The organism is Lentzea sp. HUAS12 (assembly GCF_024125735.1).
Taxonomy (GTDB): domain Bacteria; phylum Actinomycetota; class Actinomycetes; order Mycobacteriales; family Pseudonocardiaceae; genus Lentzea; species Lentzea albida.
In genome coordinates this window covers 7,459,168-7,479,967 of record NZ_CP099738.1, presented here as the reverse complement: position 1 = coordinate 7,479,967, position 20,800 = coordinate 7,459,168, and the positions used below count along the sequence as shown (strand labels likewise).

The window sequence follows — 20,800 nt, the reverse complement described above, 5'->3', positions numbered from 1 at the left end:
CTGCGCAAACGACCTGGCCGGGGGACGCATTCCCGCCGGCCCTACTTGATGGCCGACTTGCCCTTCCACTGGTCCCACGAGAGCTGCCAGTCGTACCAGTCGAACTGCGCGGGCAGCGTGGTGATCGAGCCGGTCACCTCGACCGGGTCGCCGACCAGCGCGGAGTCGAAGTACGCCTTCGCGTCGGCTTCGAGCAGGTTCGCGCAGCCGTGCGAGGTGTTGTTCGTGCCGATGTTGCCCGCGTTGTCGTTGTTCTCGTGGATGAACTCGCCGTGGTTCGAGAACCGCACGGCCCACTTCTTCACGACGTTGGTGTAGCCGTAGCGCGGGTTGTCGAACGAGAACGTGTCGTGCTTCGACATGACCACGAACGTGCCGTTCGGCGTCGTGAGCTCCGGGTCGGCGTCCTTGCCGAACGACGCCGGGTAGTCGGCGGTCTGCTGGCCGTCGCGGAACACCTTGAGCCGGTGAGTCGGGTTGTCGATCTTGACGACCTGGTTGCGGCCGATGGTGAAGTCGCTGGTCACGTCGGCCTTGCCGAACGCGCCGCCGCCGTAGTTGACGCCGTAGAGCTTGGCCTCGACCTTCACGGTGGTGTTGGCGGGCCAGTACTTCTCCGGCCGGTAGTGCACCTCCTGGGCGTTGAGCCACGCCCACGAGCCCTGCACGTTCGCCGAGTTGGTGACCTTCAGCGCCTTCTCGACGGTCGCCTTGTCCTCGACCGGGGCCTCGAACTTGACCATGATCGGCGCCGCGACGCCGACGGTCTGGTTGTCGGACGGCCAGAGGGTCGCGCGGGTCTGCGAGCCGGGCGCGACGGTGGTGAACGAGCCCTTGAGCTCGACCGGCTTGCCGTCGGAGCCGACGACCTTGCCCGAGTAGCTGTACGTCTTGCCGTAGCCGAGCGGCTCGGCGATCGTCCAGCCGGACTTGTCCTCCGTCAGGGTGCCCTTGACGTCCTTGCCCTCGGGCGACTTCACGGCGACGGACTCGATCTTGCCATCGACCACGGTGACCTGGACCGGGGTCGTGACCTGCACGTCCTTGGTTCCGTCGACCGGGGACAGGGTCACCTTCGCGGACGGCAGCGAGCTGTCCGCCTTCGGTGAGCCCGCCTCGACACTCGAGCAGCCGGTCAGCAGCGTCAGTCCGGCGACCAGCGCGACAAGTGTTCTCTTCACGGTTTCGACCTCCCACCATGGTGGACGTCCAACCCGACCGGGTGGTGCGAGTGACGTCGGTCACAGACGATCCGGCGGCCTACGATCGGGGTCGTGAATCGACCTGTCGCAGTAGTGACCGGAGCTAGCGCGGGCATCGGCGAGGCCACCGCGCGGCGGCTGGCCGCCGAGGGCTTCCACGTCGTGCTCGGAGCACGTCGTCTGGACCTCCTCCACGTTATCGCGAAGGAGATCGACGGGACGGCCATCGAGCTGGACGTCACGGACGAGGCCTCCGTCGCCGCCTTCGCGGACCGGGTACCCCACGCGAACGTGCTCGTGAACAACGCGGGCGGCGCTCGCGGGCTCTCGACCGTCGCCGAGGGCGATCCGGCGGAGTGGCGGTGGATGTGGGAGGCGAACGTCCTCGGCACGCTGCTGGTCACCAAGGCGTTCGTGCCGAAGCTGATCGCGTCCGGGGACGGGCACATCGTGTCCGTGACGTCCGTTGCGGCACGTGACGCGTACGACAACGGTTCCGGCTACACGAGCGCGAAGCACGCGCAGTCGGCGCTGCACCGGACGTTGCGCGGCGAGCTGCTGGGCCAGCCGGTGCGGATCACCGAGGTCCTGCCGGGCATGGTCGAGACCGACTTCTCCACCAACAGGTTCGACGGCGACACCGAGCGCGCGGCCAAGGTCTACCAGGGCCTCACGCCGCTGACGGCCGACGACGTGGCGGACGTCATCGCGTTCGCGGTCACCCGGCCCCCGCACGTGAACCTGGACGAGATCGTGCTCAAGCCCCGCGCCCAGGCCTCCGCGACTCGGGTACACCGGGAGTGAGCAACTCCACGTCGAGCTGACGCAGGACCGGCCCGACGGGGTTCGCGAACCCGGTCGGGCCGCTTCCGGCCACGTACAGGCCGACGACGCGGTTGTCGGCGTCGACCAGCACGGCGCCGCTGTCGCCGTGGTCGCCGAAGCGCTCGGACGAGTGCACGCGGATCTGGTCCCGCAACGTCCGCGGGCCGATCCCGTCGCCGAAGTCGAGCCGGACCGTCGCGTCCGTCGACTCGACCACGCCGTACGTGAGCTGCGTGGTGCGGCCGCGTTTGCGCACGGACGAGCCGACCACGGCCTGGGCGCTGCCGGTGATGGCGCCGATGTCGAGCACCTCCGCGCGCAACGGCCTGTCGCCCATCCGCAGCCCCGCCGCCGACACGGCGCCCGCGAGCGCGGCCCGGTCCAGCACGCCGATCTCGTCGGCGCCGGGCACCCCACCGTCCACTCTGGACGGGTGCACGAACTCGTCACCGACCGACCACGAGTCGTCGACACAGCCGACGTGGAAAGTGGTGAGCCCCAGCACTTTTCCCGGTTCGTCCAGCGTCACCGCGAACGCGCCGAGCGTGCCGGCGATCACGTACTCACCGGCCCGCTCGACCTCGGGCGGCACGACCCGGAACGACCTCGCCGGGCCGATGCCGATGCCTCCGCGCAGCACCGGATGGCGTTCCGCCGCAACGGGGTTCTCGCCGGACGCACGGGTGATCCTCGCCCGGTGCAGCACGATCGACTCGGCCACCACGTCGGTCGGCACGCCGCCGACCTCCACCGGGATCTGCCGCGGGTGCTCAGGCCCCTTGGCGCACACGTAGACCACGATCGCGGCCCTGCCGGTCGGGCGTCCGCCGGTGACCTTCTCGCCGATGTCGACGCCGATGACGCCGGGCCGGGCGAGGAACTCGTCTTCGACCATGCGCTTGATCGGCCTGATGACCGCTCGCGCGTTTTCGTCGAGGTAGCTCATAGCGACCTCCGATGCCTCTACCTCAATGAAACACGCCTGGTAGCGGCTGGTCACATAGAGTCACTCGAACAGACCTACGATCTTCGAGCAGGACCTAGTGGTGTGGCTCAGGACGTTGCCGGTGTATTCGTGGTCAGACGGGTGTGTCGTGGTGCCGCCCCCACGTCCTCGTACTGGTTGTACGGGGGCGTGGGGGCGGTGCCGCGACGGATCCTGCTGAGCGCGGATACGCCGCCAACGTTCTGTGTCACACCACTAGAGCTCGACTCCCACGAAGACCGGTTCCGGGTGCAGCTCCACGCCGAACGCGGCCCGCACGCCGTCGCGCACCTCGCGCGCGAGGTCCAGCAGGTCCTCGGTCGACGCGCCGCCGCGGTTGGTCAGGGCCAGCGTGTGCTTGCCGGACAACGACACGCGGCCACCGGGACCCTGGTGGCCCTTGCGGAAGCCCGCGCGTTCGATCAGCCATGCGGCCGAGAGCTTCTTCTGGCCGTGGCCCGCCGGATAGCTCGGCACGTCCACGTCGGCACCGAGGCGTTCGGCGATGCGGATCAGCACGCCCGAGAACGTCGAGTCGTCGATGATCGGGTTGGTGAAGAACGAGCCCGCGCTCCACGTGTCGTGGTCGGTGGCGTCGAGCACCATGCCCTTGCCGCGGCGCAGCTCCAGCACGGCCTTGCGGGCCTCGTCGGCCGGAACGCGATCACCTTGCGCCACACCGAGGACGCGCGCCAGCTCGCCGTAGCGGATCGGCGCGGACATGCCCCCGGCGGTGAGGGAGAACCGGGTGCGCAGCACGACCGCGTTGTCCGTGCCCTTGAGCACGCTGGTGCGGTACGCGAGGCCCAGCTTCGCGGCGGGCACCTGGTGGACCTTGCCGCTGCGGCGGTCCAGCAGGTCGACCGACTGCAGCACCTGGGAGATCTCGACGCCGTACGCGCCGACGTTCTGCACGGGAGTGGCGCCGTTGAGGCCGGGGATGCCCGAGAGGCACTCGAGGCCGCCGAGGCCCTGCGCGACCGCCTCGGCGACGACCGCGTCCCACTCCTCGCCCGCCTCGACGGTGAACTGGACGATGCCGCCGCCCAGCGGGTCGAGGCGGAAGCCCTTGGTGGCGACGTGCACGACGGTGCCGTCGAAGCCGCCGTCGGAGATCACGAGGTTGGACCCGCCGCCCAGCACGAGGACCTTCTCGTCGGCGGTGGCGTCGGCTGTTCGCACGGCTTCGACCAGCTCAGCGGCGGTCGTGGCGTGGACGAACCGCGCGGCCGGGCCACCGAGTCGGAGCGTGGTGCGCTCGGCCAGAGGTACGGACTGCGTGGTGGTCACAGACGTCAACGGTAGCCTCCGCGACATGGCACGCCGCATCGAGCACCACACCACGTCACCCCATTCGGCGGAGAAGGTCTTCGGCGCGATGACCGACGAGACCTACCTGCGGGACAGGCTGGCCGCGATCGGCGGCACGAACTCGGCGCTCATCTCGTTCGACAAGACCGACGAGCGGACGTCGTACCAGCTCAAGCAGGGTGTGCCCGCCGAGCACCTGCCGTCGGCGGTCAAGGCGGCGCTCGGCGGCGACCTGGTGATCCAGCGCACCGAGACCTGGGCGGCGGGCGCCGGCACGGTCGAGGTGGCCGTCAACGGCGTGCCCAGCCGCCTTGAGGGGTCTTTCACCGTCCTGGACAACGGCTCAGGCAGCAAGACCACCCTCACGGGGGAGGTCAAGGTGAGCATCCCGCTGCTGGGCGGCAAGCTCGAGAAGCTGATCGCCGAGCAGGTCGCCGTGCTGCTCGACAAGGAGAGCGAGTTCACGTCCGAATGGCTCGCAAACCGCGGCTAGCCGCAGGCCGGGCCCGCGCGCTCGGCCTGCCGACGCGCGGCACGACCAACCCGAACCGCCTGCGCCGGGTCGACCGGTGGATGACCGGCACGCTGTCGTCGTTCCTGGTGGAAGCCGCCGATCCGCTCGTGGTCGACCTCGGGTACGGGGCCACGCCGATCACCACCGTCGAGATGGCCTCCAGGCTGCGGACGGTGCGTCCCGACGTGCGCGTGCTCGGGCTGGAGATCGACGCCGACCGGGTCGAGGCGGGCAAGGCCGTGGCCGACCCGCCGTGGCTCGACTTCCGGCGCGGCGGCTTCGAACTGGCCGGCGCGCGCCCGGTGTTGTTGCGCGCCTTCAACGTGCTGCGCCAGTACACCGAGGAGCAGGCGTTCGAGGCGTGGGACACCATGCTGTCGCGAATGGCTCCCGGCGGGCTGGTCGTCGAGGGCACCTGCGACGAGATCGGCCGCCGGTGCACGTGGGTGACGCTGTCGGCCGAGGGGCCTCGGACGTTCACGCTGGCCGTGAAGCCGTCCGGGATCGAGGTGCCCTCCGACGTCGCCGAGCGGCTGCCCAAGGCGTTGATCCACAAGAACGTGCCGGGCGAGCGCGTCCACGCCCTGCTGGCCGAGCTGGACGCCTGCTGGGCCACCGCGGCGCCGTTCGCCCCCTTCGGTCCGCGGGCGCGGTGGGTGGAGTCGGCGCGGCTGCTGGCCGAGCGCGGCTGGCCCGTGCTGGACGACCGGCGGCGGTGGCGGCTCGGCGAAATCACGCTCGAATGGGCCGCCGTCGCGCCTTAGGGCCTGTGTCGAGGTCCGGTTCGATGTGAGGCGCGCTTGAAGGCCCGGCTGTCGCGGATCTGACCTCGACACAGGTCCTAGGGTGATCGGGTGGACTTCGTCGGGGAGATCGAGAAGCAGGCGTCGTTGTTGCGTTCGGCCGCATTGAAGGCCGGTCCGGAAGCCGAGGTGCCCACCTGTCCTGATTGGACGGTGTCGAAGCTCGTGCGGCACATCGCCGAGGTGCACACGTGGGCGGCGCAGTCCGTCGTCACCGATCCCTCGTCCGGCCGTCCGGCGTGGCCCAAGGCTCCCCGCGAGTGGGACGAGGCGCTCGCCTGGTGGGACACCGGGCTCTCGACGCTGCTGCAGCGGTTGCACGAGGTGCCCGCCGACCGTCCGGCGTGGACGTTCCAGGGCCCGAAGGTAGCCGGCTTCTGGGCGCGCAGGCAGGCGCACGAGACGGCGATCCACCGCCTGGACGCGGAGCTCGCGACCGGCCACGAACTGCCGTCGCTGGTCTTCGACCCCGAGTTCGCCGCGGACGGCGTCGACGAGATGCTCACGATCATGATGCCCCGCCAGCTGGTGCTCGGCCGCACGGTCGAGGCGACCGGCAGGATCCTCGTGCACGCCGCCGACGCGGGCCGCACGTGGGAGATCTGGCTCGCGCCGGGCGAGCCGCCGGTCGTGACGGACGTGCTCGGCTCGGCCGTCGACACCGACGCGAGCCTCGCGGGTACCGCCGACGCGGTCTACCGCGCGCTGTGGGGCCGTCCGCACCACGCGATCGTGTCCGGCGACGAGTCGCTGTTGGCGGCGCTGCCCAGGCCGTGAATACTCGTGCGTCGTGTCATCGCCTGAACGCCGCTATGTGATCACCTTCGGCTGCCCGGACCGCACCGGCATCATCGCGAGGATCTCGTCGTTCCTCGCGGAGAACGGTGGCTGGATCGTCGAGGCCGCGTACCACACCGACCCCGAGACGGGCTGGTTCTTCACGCGCCAGGAGGTCCGCGCGGACTCCCTGCCGTTCGGCGTGGACGAGCTGCGTACCCGCTTCGCCGACGTGGCCGCGGGTCTCGGCGCGCAGTCGACGTGGACGGTGACCGACACGGGCTCGCGCAAGCGCGTGGTCATCCTGGTGTCGAAGGAAGGCCACTGCCTCTACGACCTGCTGGCGCGCGTCGCGACCGGCGAGCTGGACGTCGAGGTGTCGGCCGTCATCGGCAACCACCCGGAGCTCGGCGACATCACGCGCGCGCACGGCATCCCGTTCCACCACGTGCCGTTCCCGGTCAACGACCCCGAGGGCAAGCAGGCGGCATTCGCCCAGCTGCGGCAGCTGGTCGAGAAGCACGACCCGCACGCCGTCGTCCTGGCGCGCTTCATGCAGATCCTGCCGCCGGAGCTGTGCGCCGCCTGGTCCGGCCGCACGATCAACATCCACCACAGCTTCCTGCCGTCGTTCATCGGCGCGCGCCCGTACCACCAGGCGCACCGCCGGGGCGTGAAGCTCGTGGGCGCCACCTGCCACTACGTGACGGCCGACCTGGACGCCGGGCCGATCATCGAGCAGGACGTGATGCGCGTGCACCACGGCGACTCGGTGGCGGACATGGTGCGCAAGGGGCGGGACATCGAGAAGGTGGTGCTGGCGCGCGGGTTGCGGTGGCACCTGGAGGACCGCGTGCTGGTGCACGGCAACCAGACGGTGATCTTCTGAGCGAGACCCGCGGGTGGCAGTGTGGTGCTGCTGGCGGTCGTCGGCATGATCGCGGGGACCGCGGCGGTCACGGTCGTGGCGGCGCTCGACTGAGGCGCTCGTGCTGGACGTCCTGGTCTGGACGCCCAGCACCTGACAGGTCTCAGATCTTGTTGGCGGCCATGCCCACCGCCTCCACCAGCCACCCCGCGTCCGCCGCCGACAGCACGGCGGGCGGGGTGAAGCTGACCGTGCGCCCCCGGAAGTCCGCGAGCACCCGCCGCCGCAGCAGTTCCCCGGTGAACACGTCCGCCGCACGCTGATCCGGCAGCTCGACACCCAGCATCAGCCCGCGACCGGTCGCGTGGGCCTTGCCCGCCACGACGGCCCGCAGCCCGAACAGCAGCTCGTCGCCCAGCAGCTTGGCCCGTTCCACGAGCCCCTCGGAGGCCGTGACGCGCAGGCAGGCGTTGACGGCGGCCGATGCCAGCGGTGAGACGGCGTCGGGGCCGCGCCACAACGGGACGTGCACGGCGGCCGAGGCGACCACGGCGGCGATCGGGAGCACGCCGCCGGACAGGCCCTCGCCCACCAGCATGATGTCCGGCGTCACGCCGTCCAGGTCGGAGCCCCACCACACACCCAGGCGCCCGAGACCTGAGCGAGTCTCGTCGACGACGAGCAGGGCGCCGGCCTCGCGGCACGCCTCGGCGACGCCGCTCAGGTAACCGGTGGGCGGGGGCGTGCCGCCGCGGACGGGTTCCACGAGCACGCAGGCCGGTGGGCCGGAAGCCAGGACGGCGCGCAACGAGTCGATGCCGCCGTACCGGACGTCGCCGGTGGTCAACACACGTGGGCGGCCGTTCGCCTGTGCGAGTGCCACGGCGAACTGGGCGGCCTCGGAGGCCGACGGGAAGGTGTGGACGTGGTCGAGGCCATGGGGCGTGACCAGGTCGAGCACGAGGCGGTCGAGCAGGGACGGCCGGCGCACCTGGCCGACCACGGCCCGCACGACGGCCGGGTGGGCGTGGCCGAGAAGAGGGACTCCGTACCCGCCGCAGTCGAGGTACTCGACGCGGTGGGGGTCTACCACTCGGGCGCCGCGGGCGGCGCATCCTGTCAGCAGTTCGGTGGCCATGGCGGGGAACCTTTCCTGGGCAGCGCGGCCCGCGGCCGCTCGTCGGGGACGGCGAGCGGACCTCAGTTCCCACCAGGTCATTCGGATTCCGCGACCCGTTGGTTCGCCCGGGGCATAGGCTTTTTCCCGTGCGGATCGAAATCACCGACCTCGACCAGTTGCGGGCAGCCCCTGACCTGCGCAAAGCCGTCATCATCGGGCTGGACCTCACGCGCGAGGACGTGCGGGTGCCGTTCGACGGGGCGTTGCTGCTCGGCTGCACCCTGAGCGAGACCATGCAGCGCCGGGCGGAAGCCGCCGGAGCGCTGGTCTTCCCGGTCATCCCGGACCTGCCGTACGACGTCTACCGGTCGAGGCTGTACACGCCGGAGGAGCTGTTCGCGGGCTTCGACCCGGCGAACCCGAAGTCCTACGCCGACACCCCGGACGCGGAGATCTACCGGCACAGCAGGCAGCAGGGCCACCACCCCGACCCGTTGCACGCGCTGGCCGAACGCCTGCACGACCACTCGATCACCGAGGCCCTCGACGACACGCTGACGGGCTCACCGGTCGCGGTCATGGGCGGCCACGCACTGGCCCGCGGCTCCGGCGGCTACCGCAACGCCGTCGCACTCGGCGCCGCGCTGGGCAATGCGGGCTTCACCGTGCTGACCGGCGGCGGCCCCGGCGCGATGGAGGCCGTGCCGCTGGGCGTGCGGCTCGGCGAGGTCGACGACGCCGTCCTCGACACCCTCGCGCAGGCGCCGGGCTTCGGCCACGACGACGAGTCGATCGGCCGGTGGCTCGCGGCGTTCCCGGAGATCCGCCGCTTCGACACGCCCCGCACGATCGGCATCCCGACCTGGTTCTACGGCCACGAGCCGCCCAACCCGGCCTGCGAGCTGCACGCGAAGTACTTCGCGAACTCGGTGCGCGAGGAGGGCCTGCTCACGGTCGCGACCGGCGGCATCGTCTACACGCCGGGCAAGGCGGGCACGGTCCAGGAGGTCTTCCAGGACTTCACGCAGAACTACTACGGCAGCGTCGGCCCGGCCGCGCCCATGATCTTCCTGGGCACGGAGTTCTGGACCGACGAGGTCCCGGCCGCGCCGCTGGTGCAGAAGCTCGCGGCGGGCCGGGAGGCGGAGCAGTGGATCCTCGTCACGGACGACATCGACGAGGCGGTCGCACTGCTGTCGAAGTACCAGGCCTAACTCACTGGAACTGGTACTCACGGTCGTAGGTGCGCGGGCTGCCGTTGGGACGGTCCCACCAGCCCTGCTTGCCTCTCACCGTGCTGTCCTCGTAGTAGTTCTTGTTGCACGAGGCCCAAGTGCCCGCGCCGTGCCCGTTGATGCAGCGGCCCTGCCGGTAGAGCGAGCCGCCGCGGTAGTTCTTCCACTCGACGGTCGCGGACGCGCTGTCGGCGTCGTTGTCGTACACCCACCAGCGGTCGCCGTGGATCTCGTAGCAGACCCACACCTTCGCCTCGATCGTGTCGGCGCAGATCAGGTACTCGCTCGACGGCGGCGTGCCCTGCACCGCCTCGTTGTTCTCCCAGTCGGGTGCGGCCATGGCCGTGCCCGGCGCCAGCACGCTCATGACGGCGGCGAGGGCCATGGTCGACGCGAGAACGAACTTCCGCATGTACGTCACGCCCTTCGTCATCCCTGGAACCGCCAGTCCTGCGGGTAGAACGTCCAGGTCTTCTCCTTGTCGCGGTCCCAGTACCCCTGGTGACCCTTCAGCTCGCTGTCCTCGTAGTAGTTCTTGTTGCACGACGCCCAAGTGCCCGCACCGTGCGAGTTGATGCACAGGCCGGTGCGGTAGATCTTGTCGTCGCGGTAGTTCCTCCAGTCGACGAGCGCCGACGCGCTGTCCTCGGCGCGGTCGAGCACCCACCAGACGTCACCGTCGCGGTCGTAGCAGACCTGGACCTTCTGCTCGGGTTCGGCGCACCCGGCGCTCGCCGGCGGCGCACCGCCCAACTTCGCGTAGTCGGTCTCGAGGTCGACGGCGGCGAACGCGGTGCCGGGAACCACGAGACCGAGGGTGGCCACGACGGCCATCATCAGAGCAAGCACGAGCTTGCGCATGGATCTCCTCCAGTTTTCGAGCATTCCGCCTCGAAGCAGGCGGACGTGGGTGGGCTCAGCCGATCGAGCTGAGCGGAACGGCGAAGATCGCTCGCCGGTCGATGAACGTGCCGCCGTCCTCGCTCCAGGCGTGCTCCGTGACGGTCCAGAGCTTTCCGGCGGTGATCCCCGGGCCGTGCTCGTGGTAGAGGTCCTCGCCGCCGATCGCCCAGCTGTGGGAGTCCGTGGTGCCGTTCAGGACACCGGAGTGCATCCAGCTGTGGTTGCGGTTCGAGCTGCGGCCGAGGTAGTAGCGGCCCTGCCAGGTCTGGACGCCCTGGAGGTTGCTGCGCGGCACGGTCACCACGTCCTGCGGCACGGCCTTGCCGCTGGTGAGCTCGAGTTGGCGCGACGAGGCGTCGACGCGGTAGCGGACCACCCGGCCACCGTCGACGGCGGTGTCGGTGCTGCGCCCGTTGCGGTACTCGCCGACGACGAGCGTGTCCGGGGTGGTGCTGCGGTCGAGCGACAGCGACGAGAAGCACAGCTGCGAGGCGCTCGGCACGCAGTCGGTCCGCACGGACTGCCGGTACCAGCCGACCTGCGGCAGCACGTACTTGTAGTTGTAGGCGTAGTAGTTGCTGCCGCTCTTGCCGATGCTGTCCTGCGCGTCGGACACCTCCAGGAGGCGTTCGACGTCGAACACGCGCAGGCCGCCGTCGGTGTCGGCCACGTAGAGGTAGTGGCCGAGCCACGCGAGCCCGCCGGCGTGGATCGGCACGGCCTTGTAGTTCGCGTTCGCCGTCGGCTCGACGAGCAGCACGTGCCGGTACTTGCGGTTCTTCATGTCGACGAACGAGACGCGCACGCCCTTGTCCGGTGCGGAGTCGTCGTAGTGCCAGCTGACGAGCAGGATGCGGTTCTCGCCCCACAGACCGTCGTCGTCGGCGTCGGCGGAACCGGTGACGCCCTGCGGGATCCAGTAGTCGACCTTGCTGTCACCGGGGTCCCAGCAGTACTTCTCGCTGCTGTGCAGGATCTGCCCGGACGTCAGCGGGTAGTCCGTTCGGTCGTAGTTCTCCGGGAGCGCCTGCTGCTGCGCGCTGTTGCACGACGCGAAGTCTCGGTTCGCGTCGCGCAGCAGAGCCGCGACCGACGTCGTGGTGCCCACGGCGGCCTGCAGCTGCGCCGCGGAGGACTCGAGACCCCAGTCGGGCGTCAGGGAGAACGGTGCCGTCGGGCGGCTGTGGATCAGGTCGTCCGCGACTTCCTGCGCCTGCACGGGCAACGCCGCGCTCACCACACCCGTCCAGGCCAGTAGAAGTGCCATGCGCCAGCGTCCGGTCATCATCGCTCCTGCTCAACCCGATGTCGTTGCGGCACCAGGTTTAGAGCGGGTCGGGTTGATCAGGCAGTGGCGCGGGCGCTGATCAATCAACTCAGATCAACTGGAGTGCGGGTGGGCAGACGAGAGCGGCCGATCGATCCCGAGGAGGGCCCCGTCCAGCGGTTCGCGTGGGAGCTGCGGCAACTGCGGGAGAAGGCGGGCTCACCGAACTACCGGACGCTCGCCCAGCGCGCGCACTACTCCGCCACGGCGCTGTCCCAGGCGGCCGCGGGGGAACAACTCCCCTCGCTCCCGGTGACTCTCGCCTACGTCCAGGCGTGCGAAGGTGATGTGGCCCAATGGGAGCAGCGCTGGCGCCAGGCCGCCAAGGGCGAGACCGACCCGACGCCGTACCTCGGGCTGACGGCGTTCGGCATCGGGGACGCCGACCGGTTCTTCGGACGGGACGAGCTCGCCGCCGACCTCACGGACCGCGTCCGGCGGCAGCGCGTGGTCGGGGTGTTCGGACCGTCCGGCTCCGGCAAGTCCTCGTTGATCCACGCCGGGGTGCTGCCCGCGCTGACGGACTGGACGATCGTCACCGCGACGCCCACGACCTGGCAGGGCGACCGGGCCGACCTCGTGGTGATCGACCAGTTCGAGGAGCTGTTCACGCACTTCGACAGCGCGGTCGACCGGGAGGCGTTCGTCGCGTCGCTGCTCGAGGGCGACCAGCGGGTGCTGCTGGCGGTGCGGGCGGACTTCCTCGGGCACTGCGCCGCACTGCCCGCGCTGGTGGAGGCGTTGCGCGACGCCCAGGTGCTGGTCGGGCCGATGACCGACGACGAGCTGCGCGCCGCCGTCGAGATGCCGGCCGCACGGGCCGGGCTGAAGGTGCAACCGGACGTGCTCGCGGCCGTGCTGGCCGACGTGCGCGGACAGTCGGGCGCGCTGCCGTTGCTGTCGCACGCGCTGCTGGAGACGTGGCGGAGGCGCGAGCGCGGCCGGCTGACGCTCGACGGCTACCGGGCGAGCGGCGGGGTCACCGGTGCCGTCGCCGCCACGGCCGAGAGCACCTACGCCGAACTGTCCTCCCGTGGACAGGCCGTTGCGCGTGCGGTGCTGCTCAGGCTCGTGCAGACCCACGACGACGTGAACGACCTGCGCCGCCGTGCCCCGCTCGACGAGGTCATGGCCGCGGGCAGACCGTCGGACACCGCACACGTCGTGAACGTCCTCGCGAACGCACGGCTGATCGTCGTCGCGGACGGCGTGGTCGAGCTCGCGCACGAAGCGCTCGTGCGCGCGTGGCCACGATTACGCCAGTGGATCGACGACGACCGGGTGTCGTTGCGGCTGCACCGCGACTTCACCACCGCCGCGGCCGCGTGGCACTCGGCGGGCCGCGATCCCGGTGAGCTCTACCGGGGTGCCCGGCTCGCGGCGATGCGCGAGCTGGCGGGCCGGTTCGAGTGGACCGTCTCGTCCAACGAGCTGGAACGCGAGTTCCTGCAGGCGGCGGTGGACGAGGAGTACGCGTCCCGGGAGGCGGCCGACCGGCAGGCGCGCCGGCTGCGGACGCTGGTGAAGTCGCTGGCCGTGCTGGCCGTGGCGTGCCTGGTGGTGATGTCGGTCGCCGTCGTGCAGGGCAACGCCGCGCGCAGGGAGCAGCGGGTCGCCGAGTCGCGCCAGCTCGCCGTGCAGGCGCAGGACCTCAGCGCGTCCTGGCCGGACGCCGCCGCCCAACTGGCCGTGGACGCCTACCGCACCTCCGCGACCGCCGAGGCACGCGGGGCGTTGCTCAGCACCGCGGCCTACAAGCCGGCCCGCACGGTCCTCAAGGACCACCGCGGACCGGTTCGCGCTGTCGCGTTCAGCGCCGACAGCGCGTTGTTCGCGACTGCGGGCGAGGACCACTCGGTGCTGCTCCGCTCGCCCTCTTCGGCCGCGTCGCCCGTGACTTTGTCGCAGCACAACGGAACTGTGCGCGCGCTCGCGTTCATGCCCGGCGGCTCGGTGCTGGTGTCGGCAGGCGACGACCGGCGGATCATCCTGTGGGACACCGGAACGCACCTGCCGTTGCGGACCATCTCCCTCGACGCCGAGGTACGGGTGCTGGTGCTCTCGGCGGACGGGTCGACCGCCGCGGTGGCGACGGCCGACGGGCTGATCTCGTTGTGGCGCACGGACGACTGGACGCGCACGGACACCGTTCTGCACGAACTGGGCGAGGTCCACTCGTTGTCCTTGAACGGCTCCGTGCTCGCCGCGGGCGGGCAGAAGGGCACGTTGGTGGTGGAAAACGGCGTGGCGCGCACATTCACCGATCACGTCGCTGCCGTCCGCACGGTCGCGTTGAGCCCCGACGGCCGTGTACTCGCATCGGGCGGCGACGACTACCAGGTGGTGCTGCGGGTTCTGGCCACCGGCAAGACGTCGGGCCTGCGCAGGCATGTCGGCGCCGTGCACTCGGTGCAGTTCGACGCGAGCGGCACCAAGCTCGTGTCGACCAGCGACGACGGCAGCATCCGCTGGTGGACCGTCCCCGACGGCGGTTGGCTGACCGGCCTGATCACCCGCACGCACCCGTTCTACGTGGCGGCGCTCAGCCCGGACGGCACCTGGTTCGCGGCGGGCGGCGACGAGAGCGTGAGCCTCTGGAACCTGCCCCTGCCGCCCCTGACCGGCCACACCAGCCCACCGGACGGCATCGCGCTCTCCCCGGACGGCGCGACGCTCGCCACCGGCGGCCGCGACCGGATGGTCCTGCTGTGGAACCACGAGGGCAGGCAGGTCGGACGCATCGACGTCCCGGCACACGTGACGGCACTGGCGTTCCGGACCGCCGACGAACTCGTGGTCGCCGACGTGCGCGGCGTGCTGTCGTCGTGGCGGACCGACGGCCAGCTCCTGCACACGTGGCAGGCGCACCGAGGCGCGATCAAGAGCCTGGTCGTCTCCGGCGACCGCGCGGTGACCGGAGGAGCAGACGCCGCGGTCGTGGTCCAGGACCTGAACTCGGCCGAACCGGGCCGCCCGCTGCCAACGGGTCACGCGGGCCCGGTGAACACCGTGGCGCTGCTCGGCGACCTCGTCGTCTCCGGCGGCGCCGACGGGCGCGTGCTGCGCTGGACGGGCGACCAGGCCGAGGTCGTCCGGGAGTCCGGCCCCGCGGTGAAGTCGATCGCCGCCGTACCGGGCTCGGACCTGCTGGTGGTGGGCGACGCGGGCGGCGAGGTCGCCCTGTGGGGTCTCGACGGCTCGGCGCGCACACTCGTCACCGGCCGGGGCGCGGTCGGAGCGGTCGCCGCCAGTCGCGACGGCAGGACCGTGGCGGCCGCCGCGAACGACAGCCTGATCACGTTGTGGCACGTCACCGACGGCGCCCAGGTCGCGACGCTGACCGGGCACACCGGTCCGGTCAACGCCGTGCTGTTCGACGCGGACGACGACCTCACGTCGTCGGGGCCGGACCCGCGGGTGATCAGGTGGGACCTGGACCCCGACCAGGTGATCGGCCGGCTGTCAGCGCGCCAGGTCCGGTAGGACCTCGGCCCCGGTGAGCTTCATCAGCACGTCGCCGGGGATGAGGATCTTGCTGCCGCGGATGCCGCTGCCCACGATCAGCTCCGGGGCGGCGGCCACCTCGGGCGAGACGAGGATCGGCCAGTCCGCGGGCACACCGATGGGCGTGATGCCGCCGTACTCCATGCCGGTCAACGCCACGGCCTCGTCCATCGGCGCGAACGACGCCTTGCGCGCGTCGAGCCGCTTGCGGATGACGCCGTTCACGTCGGCGCGCATGGTCGCGAGCACCATGCAGGCTGCATAACGCACGACGTCACCGCGCTTGCCGGCGACGACCACGCAGTTGGCGGAGGCTTCGAGCGGGGAGCCGTAGTGCGCGCAGAACTCGGCGGTGTCGGCGAGGGTCGGGTCGATCTCGGCCACCGCGACGCGGTCGGCGCCGTCCAGGGTCTTGAGGGCGGCCGCGACCGGCTCGGGAACCAGGTCGAGGCGAGAAAGCACAGGTACGGGTTCCAGCGAACCAGCGATAGTCCACATGGTGTTCATCCTGCCAAACTCGGTTTGACCTTGACGCAACGTCAACCCCTACCTTCAGTTCCAGAGCGCGAAGGGGGAACCGGAATGGCCTGGTCGATCGCCCAGGTGGCCCGGATGTCGAAGGTGACGTCCAGGACGCTGCGGCACTACGACTCGATCGGGCTGCTGCCGCCGGCCTGGATCGGCGACAACGGTTACCGCTACTACGAGAAGGAGCAGGTCCACCGCCTGCAGCAGATCCTGCTGCTGCGCGACCTCGGCCTGGGCCTCGACGTGGTGGCGCAGATGTTGAACGGCACGGACCAGCTGACCGTCCTGCGCGACCACCACCGGTGGCTGCAATCGGAACGGCAACGGCTGGACCGGCTCGCCAACACCGTCGCGCGGACGATCGCGGAACTGGAAGGAGGGGACGAGATGAAGATGGAAGAACTGTTCGACGGCTTCGACGCGAAGAAGCAGGAGCGCCACGAGGCCGAGCTCGTCGAACGCTATGGCGACGGTGCGCGCGAGCACATCGCCCACAGCAAGGAGAAGATGAAGGGCTGGACGCGTGCCGACGCGGACCGGTTCATGGCCGAGTGGCGCGACATCGCCGCGGAGCTCGGCGCGTTGTACATGGCGCGCACGGCGATCGACGCTCCCGAGACGCAGGAGCTCGTCGACCGCCACTACCGCTGGATCTGCCTGAGCTGGACGCCGAACCGGGAGGCCTACCAGGGTCTCGGCGACCTCTACGTCGACTCGGACGAGTTCCGGGTCAACTTCGAGGTCGAGGACGGCGGCAACATGGCCGAGTGGCTGCGTGACGCCATGGCGCACTACGCCGTGACGCGCCTGTAAATGAGTGCCGGGAGCTGCAGATCCCGGCTACTCGGACAGCCCGAACACCTTCAACGCCTCCCGGTTGAACGCCGGCAGGTCGTCGGGGTTGCGGGAGGTCACGAGCGTCCACCCGTTCATGTCGCAGACCCTGACCTCCTGGTCCGCCCAGTCGGCGCCCGCGTTGCGCAGGTCGGTTTGCAGGCTCGGGAACGAGGTGACCATCTTGCCGCGCACAACGTCGGACTCGACGAGCAGCCACGGTCCGTGGCAGATCGCCGCGATCGGCTTGCCGGCGGCCACGAGGGCCTTGACCAGCTCCACGGCGTCCTTGTCCATGCGCAGGAAGTCGCTGTTGGCGACACCGCCGGGGATCACCGCGCCGTCGTAGTCGTCCGCGCTGGCGTCGGCGAAGGTCGTGTCGACGGGGAAAGCGTCGGCGGGCGTGAGGTGGTGGAAGCCGCGGACCTCACCGAGCTTCGGCGCGAGCAGGCGCGGCACACCGCCGGCCTTCTCGACGTGGGCCCACGGGTCCGTCAGCTCGACCTGTTCGATGCCCTCTTCCGCCACCAGGAACGCGATCTTCTTCTGTTCAGCCATGCACTTCGGCTACCCGGCGAAGAAGGAGACCAACCTGTGCCTGATCTCGCTCCGATGGGTGATCATCGGTGACGGCGAGTCGATCAGCCACAGCTCGCCGTTCGGGAACGCGGCCGCCGTCTCCTTCGCCACGTCCTCGGGGTGCAGCGGGTCACCGGTGGCCGCGATGACCAGCACCGGAGCCGACACCGCCGCCAACGACGACGCGTCGGGAACGGCCACCTGACCCGGCAACTGCTCGGCGGCGGCCTCCAGGCGCTTCAGCGCGGCCCGTCGTTCGGCCACGTAGATCGGCGGCCCGGTGGTCAGGTCGGAGAGCATCTGGAGCGTGAACGGCTGCCGGGGCCGGTCCAGCACCGCGGGCAGCAGCAGGGCGACGCGCCGGAAGCGGTCGGGCTCCTGCGACAGCAGCCGGACCAGCGCACCCGCGCCCAGCGACACGCCGACCGCGTGATCGGCCTCGACGGTGCCCAGGTCGGCCGCGATCCGCCCGTAGTCCCAGTACCCGGCCGGCGCGTCCGGGGCGTCACCGTGCGACGGCAGCGTCACCACCACACGGGTGCCGGGCAGCCCGGAGGCCGGGATGCGCGCCTCGCCGGGCGTGGCTCCGAGGCCGTGGGCGACGAGCGTGACCGGTGCGCCGGAGCCGTACGAGTGGGTGATCACCAACGCGGGCCGCGCTGGACCTCGATCAGCTTCGGGCGCACGTCCACCATGTAGACGAGCACCGCGACGAGGCCGGCCAGCCAGAAGATCGCGCCGACGTCGCCGGGCCTGAACAGCAGCAGGGCCGCGGCGCCACCGCCGGTGATCCCCAGCCAGGCGGGCTTGGTCATGCGCTCGATCGCGGTGAACGCGTCGACCCGCTGGCTCAGGACGTGGAAGAACGCGAACAGGCCGAAGATGCTGAACCCCACGTCGGCAAGGAAGTAGACGATGCCGTCGAGGTTCCAGATGCTGATGACCGGCAGGTAGAACACAGGGCCAGCCTACGTGCCGGTACGCGAAGAGGGGAGCGGCCCTGTTCGGGCCACTCCCCTCTCAGGGGTCTGTGTCGAGGTCCGGTGCGATGAGAGCCGCGCCCGGGGTGGTTCCTGGTGGTGCGGCCGGATGGCCCGCGTACCGGTGTTGTACGTGGGTCGTCCGGCCGTGCCGCCAGGGGCCGCGCTGGGCCCGGCTGTCGCGGACCGGACCTCGACACCGACCCCAGCAGACCTCAGCGACTCACTTGGTGGTGTTCGGCGTGGTCTTCTTCGCAGCGGTGGTGGTGCTGCGGGTCGTGGTCGCCGGCTTGCGCGGCGCGGTGCGGTTCGCGGTCTTGCGGGCGGTGCTGCGCACCTCGTGCGCGGCCTCGCCACCGACCTCGACGATCTCCTCGGCCAGCTTCTCGGCCGCGTCCTCGACCTCGAGGGCGACCTTCTCGCCGACCGAACGGGTGCGGCGGGTCACCTTGCCGAGCACGTCGTCCGCGAGGACCTTGGCGTCGGCGGCGGCGGACTCGGCGCGCTTCTGCGCGGCCTCGACGGCCTGCTCGACCTGCTCCACGGCCTGCTTGACCTGCGGCTGGGCCTTGATCTGCTCCAGCGTCTGCTCGCCCTGGTCGGCGAGGTAGGTGTACAGGTTCACAGCGGAGGCGGTGTAGGCGTCGACGAGCTTCTTCAGCTCGGCCGGCTGCAGCTTCTCGCGCAGGTCCTTGAGCTCGTTCGGGATGTCGACGGCCTGGCTGCGGGCCTCGTCGGCGCGCTCCTTGGCCTTGCCCAGCGCCTCGACCACGGCCTTGGCGGCGAGGTCACCGGCACCGAGCGCGGCGAGCAGCGTCTGGCGGGCGGCGTGGGCGGCCTGCTCGGCACCCTTGCGAACGTCGTCCTGGGTCAGCTTCGGCATGGAGATCAGTCCTCCTGTTGTTTGGCGGCGTTCTCCCGCCTGAAAGATTCGTAGACGTCGAGCAGCACCTGCTTCTGCCGCTCGGTCAGATCGGTCGCGGCGACGATGGCGTCCGCCAACGCACCGCCTTCGCGCTGCTGGAGGATCCCGGCCTCGACGTAGAGCACTTCGGCCGAGATGCGCAGCCCCTTGGCGATCTGCTGCAGGATCTCCGCACTGGGCTTGCGCAGTCCCCGCTCGATCTGGCTGAGGTAGGGGTTCGACACACCCGCCTGCTTCGCCAGTTCCCGCAAGGAGATCTTGGCGGAGTTGCGTTGCTCGCGGATGTACTCACCGATGTTGCGGCCGAGGTCCGCGACTGCTTTGTCGATGGACTTGTCCACTGTTCCCGCTCCCGTTCCTCGTGCCACCGACCACGTTAGCGACGAGTGCTAGCAGTTGCAAGCACCCTGCTAGCAATCGCTGCGTGGGCTCCGCCACAGCGATACCGTGGGGGTGACATGGACGATGCCGCAGCCCTGCGCGCCGAGCTGGCGGACCACCTGCTCGGCACTGGAGTGCTGCGCGATTCCCAGTGGCACAAGGCTTTTCGCTCGGTCCCCCGGCACGGGTTCCTGCCGCACCTCTACCGGCAGCTGTCGAGCGGCGACTGGGAACGCGTCACCGCGGACGACCCCGGATGGCTGGAACTGGTCTACGCCGACCGGGTGTGGGTTACCCAGTTCGACGGCGACGACACGGTGACCGGGGGCACACCGACGTGTTCGTCGAGCATGCCCACGATCATGGCGATCATGCTGGAGGCGTTGGAGGTCCACTCCGGACAGTCGATCCTCGAGGTGGGCACCGGTACCGGCTACAACGCCGCACTTCTGTGCCAGGCCTCGGGTTCGGGCAACGTGACCACGATCGACGTCGACCCCGGCATCTCCGCCCGCGCACGGGAACGCCTGCACGACAACGGCTTCTTCCCCACCTGCGTGACGGGGGACGGCGCGCTCGGCCATCCGGCGCGCGCGCCGTACGACCGCTTGCTGGCCACCTGCTCCGTCGCGACCATCCCGCCCGCCTGGCTGGAGCAGACCCGGCCGGGCGGTCTGGTGGTGACGACGTTGCACCGGCCCATCGGCGCCGGGCTGGTGCTGATCACGTCGAACGGCGACGGCACCGGCGACGGCCGCGTGCTCGCCGCAGATGGGCGCTTCATGCCGTTGCGCGCGCACGCCCACCCACCGGCGCTCGCCGGGACAGGTGAGTTCGAGCGGCGCAGCACCACCGTGCCGTTCACCACGGTGCTCGACCCGGCGAGCCCGTTCGAGTTCTTCGCGGGCACGGCGCTGCCGGGCGTGGTCGCGGGGCCCGGCCGGTTGGCCCATTCGGACGGGTCCTGGGTGCACCACCGCGGCTCGCACGTCGACCAGGGCGGCCCGCGCCGGCTCTGGGACGTGGCCGAGGCCGCGCTCGCCGAGTGGCGTGAGCTGGGCGAACCGCGCCGCGGCCAGTTCGGCGTCTCGGTCCGCCGGGACGGCCAGCACCTGACGCTGGGCGACCTGAGCTGGCATCTGTGATCAACAACTGAACGTCACGACACGGGTCACTGAATCGACCCCGGGCGGATGCGG

Annotated in this window: 22 protein-coding genes; 9 read left to right on the top strand and 13 right to left on the bottom strand. The window is 70.6% G+C overall.

Going from position 1 to position 20,800, the window contains the following annotated elements:
- Nucleotides 1–41: 41 nt before the first annotated feature.
- Nucleotides 42–1,181 (bottom strand): Ig-like domain-containing protein, encoded by a 1,140-nt coding sequence (locus ND450_RS34750; RefSeq protein ID WP_253322508.1) that lies wholly within the window; start codon nucleotides 1,179–1,181, stop codon nucleotides 42–44.
- A gap of 93 nt (nucleotides 1,182–1,274) precedes the next feature.
- Between ND450_RS34750 and ND450_RS34745 the strand changes: the two genes are divergently transcribed.
- Entirely contained in the window at nucleotides 1,275–2,006 is a 732-nt protein-coding gene (locus ND450_RS34745; RefSeq protein ID WP_253322507.1) for an SDR family oxidoreductase, read from the top strand.
- On the opposite strand, the gene ND450_RS34740 is transcribed toward ND450_RS34745, so the two are convergent.
- Complete coding sequence (locus tag ND450_RS34740; RefSeq protein ID WP_253322506.1) at nucleotides 1,960–2,973, bottom strand: S1 family peptidase; 1,014 nt, start codon at nucleotides 2,971–2,973, stop codon at nucleotides 1,960–1,962. The two genes, ND450_RS34745 and ND450_RS34740, sit on opposite strands and share 47 nt — an antisense overlap.
- Before the next feature lie 255 nt (nucleotides 2,974–3,228).
- Nucleotides 3,229–4,329 (bottom strand): UDP-N-acetylmuramate dehydrogenase, encoded by a 1,101-nt coding sequence (locus ND450_RS34735; RefSeq protein WP_253322505.1) that lies wholly within the window; start codon nucleotides 4,327–4,329, stop codon nucleotides 3,229–3,231.
- On the opposite strand from ND450_RS34735, the gene ND450_RS34730 reads away from it, so the two are divergent.
- The 4 genes from ND450_RS34730 (at nucleotide 4,328) to purU (ending at nucleotide 7,306) form a co-directional block, all read left to right on the top strand.
- Nucleotides 4,328–4,816 (top strand): DUF2505 domain-containing protein, encoded by a 489-nt coding sequence (locus tag ND450_RS34730; protein WP_253322504.1) that lies wholly within the window; start codon nucleotides 4,328–4,330, stop codon nucleotides 4,814–4,816. The genes ND450_RS34735 and ND450_RS34730 overlap by 2 nt on opposite strands.
- Nucleotides 4,795–5,601 carry a class I SAM-dependent methyltransferase gene (locus ND450_RS34725; protein WP_253322503.1) on the top strand — a complete coding sequence of 269 codons (807 nt, stop codon included), beginning with the start codon at nucleotides 4,795–4,797 and terminating at the stop codon, nucleotides 5,599–5,601. The genes ND450_RS34730 and ND450_RS34725 overlap by 22 nt, the downstream gene beginning before the upstream one ends.
- Nucleotides 5,602–5,691: 90 nt before the next feature.
- Nucleotides 5,692–6,417, top strand: coding sequence for a maleylpyruvate isomerase family mycothiol-dependent enzyme (locus ND450_RS34720; RefSeq protein WP_253322502.1), 726 nt, complete (start codon nucleotides 5,692–5,694; stop codon nucleotides 6,415–6,417).
- Between the two features lie 13 nt (nucleotides 6,418–6,430).
- Nucleotides 6,431–7,306, top strand: a complete 876-nt coding sequence (purU, locus tag ND450_RS34715; RefSeq protein ID WP_253322501.1) for a formyltetrahydrofolate deformylase — start codon at nucleotides 6,431–6,433, stop codon at nucleotides 7,304–7,306.
- 142 nt (nucleotides 7,307–7,448) lie between these two features.
- Here the strand turns inward: purU and ND450_RS34710 are convergent, their stop codons facing one another.
- Entirely contained in the window at nucleotides 7,449–8,423 is a 975-nt protein-coding gene (locus tag ND450_RS34710; protein ID WP_253322500.1) for an aminotransferase class III-fold pyridoxal phosphate-dependent enzyme, read from the bottom strand.
- Nucleotides 8,424–8,551: 128 nt separating this feature from the next.
- Between ND450_RS34710 and ND450_RS34705 the strand changes: the two genes are divergently transcribed.
- Nucleotides 8,552–9,619: an LOG family protein gene (locus ND450_RS34705; protein ID WP_253322499.1), complete on the top strand. Its 1,068-nt coding sequence runs from the start codon at nucleotides 8,552–8,554 to the stop codon at nucleotides 9,617–9,619.
- 1 nt (nucleotide 9,620) lies between these two features.
- On the opposite strand, the gene ND450_RS34700 is transcribed toward ND450_RS34705, so the two are convergent.
- The 3 genes from ND450_RS34700 to ND450_RS34690 are packed head-to-tail and all read right to left on the bottom strand — an operon-like array spanning nucleotide 9,621 to nucleotide 11,828.
- Complete coding sequence (locus ND450_RS34700) at nucleotides 9,621–10,073, bottom strand: hypothetical protein (RefSeq protein WP_253322498.1); 453 nt, start codon at nucleotides 10,071–10,073, stop codon at nucleotides 9,621–9,623.
- A complete protein-coding gene (locus ND450_RS34695; protein WP_253322497.1) occupies nucleotides 10,070–10,501 on the bottom strand; it encodes a hypothetical protein in 432 nt (143 codons plus the stop codon). The genes ND450_RS34700 and ND450_RS34695 overlap by 4 nt, the downstream gene beginning before the upstream one ends.
- 55 nt (nucleotides 10,502–10,556) lie before the next feature.
- Nucleotides 10,557–11,828 (bottom strand): hypothetical protein, encoded by a 1,272-nt coding sequence (locus ND450_RS34690; RefSeq protein WP_253322496.1) that lies wholly within the window; start codon nucleotides 11,826–11,828, stop codon nucleotides 10,557–10,559.
- A gap of 111 nt (nucleotides 11,829–11,939) precedes the next feature.
- On the opposite strand from ND450_RS34690, the gene ND450_RS34685 reads away from it, so the two are divergent.
- Entirely contained in the window at nucleotides 11,940–15,353 is a 3,414-nt protein-coding gene (locus ND450_RS34685) for a WD40 repeat domain-containing protein (protein ID WP_253322495.1), read from the top strand.
- Here the strand turns inward: ND450_RS34685 and ND450_RS34680 are convergent.
- Complete coding sequence (locus ND450_RS34680) at nucleotides 15,333–15,881, bottom strand: YbaK/EbsC family protein (protein WP_253322494.1); 549 nt, start codon at nucleotides 15,879–15,881, stop codon at nucleotides 15,333–15,335. The genes ND450_RS34685 and ND450_RS34680 overlap by 21 nt on opposite strands.
- 75 nt (nucleotides 15,882–15,956) lie before the next feature.
- On the opposite strand from ND450_RS34680, the gene ND450_RS34675 reads away from it, so the two are divergent.
- Nucleotides 15,957–16,715, top strand: coding sequence for a MerR family transcriptional regulator (locus tag ND450_RS34675; RefSeq protein ID WP_253322493.1), 759 nt, complete (start codon nucleotides 15,957–15,959; stop codon nucleotides 16,713–16,715).
- A 27-nt stretch (nucleotides 16,716–16,742) separates the two neighbouring features.
- On the opposite strand, the gene ND450_RS34670 is transcribed toward ND450_RS34675, so the two are convergent.
- The 5 genes from ND450_RS34670 to ND450_RS34650 form a co-directional block, all read right to left on the bottom strand.
- The gene (locus ND450_RS34670) at nucleotides 16,743–17,294 is read right to left on the bottom strand and encodes a type 1 glutamine amidotransferase domain-containing protein (protein ID WP_089918941.1); all 552 of its coding nucleotides are present in this window, start codon (nucleotides 17,292–17,294) and stop codon (nucleotides 16,743–16,745) included.
- 9 nt (nucleotides 17,295–17,303) lie between these two features.
- Nucleotides 17,304–17,960, bottom strand: coding sequence for an alpha/beta fold hydrolase (locus tag ND450_RS34665; protein WP_253322492.1), 657 nt, complete (start codon nucleotides 17,958–17,960; stop codon nucleotides 17,304–17,306).
- Nucleotides 17,957–18,250, bottom strand: a complete 294-nt coding sequence (locus tag ND450_RS34660) for a DUF2516 family protein (RefSeq protein ID WP_089919150.1) — start codon at nucleotides 18,248–18,250, stop codon at nucleotides 17,957–17,959. Before ND450_RS34660 ends, ND450_RS34665 begins: the two co-directional genes overlap by 4 nt.
- 268 nt (nucleotides 18,251–18,518) lie before the next feature.
- Nucleotides 18,519–19,178, bottom strand: coding sequence for a hypothetical protein (locus ND450_RS34655; protein ID WP_253322491.1), 660 nt, complete (start codon nucleotides 19,176–19,178; stop codon nucleotides 18,519–18,521).
- 5 nt (nucleotides 19,179–19,183) lie between these two features.
- Nucleotides 19,184–19,561, bottom strand: a complete 378-nt coding sequence (locus tag ND450_RS34650) for a helix-turn-helix domain-containing protein (protein WP_089918933.1) — start codon at nucleotides 19,559–19,561, stop codon at nucleotides 19,184–19,186.
- A gap of 117 nt (nucleotides 19,562–19,678) precedes the next feature.
- Here ND450_RS34650 and ND450_RS34645 point away from each other — a divergent pair, with 117 nt between their 5' ends.
- Entirely contained in the window at nucleotides 19,679–20,746 is a 1,068-nt protein-coding gene (locus ND450_RS34645) for a methyltransferase domain-containing protein (protein WP_253322490.1), read from the top strand.
- Nucleotides 20,747–20,800: the final 54 nt, after the last annotated feature.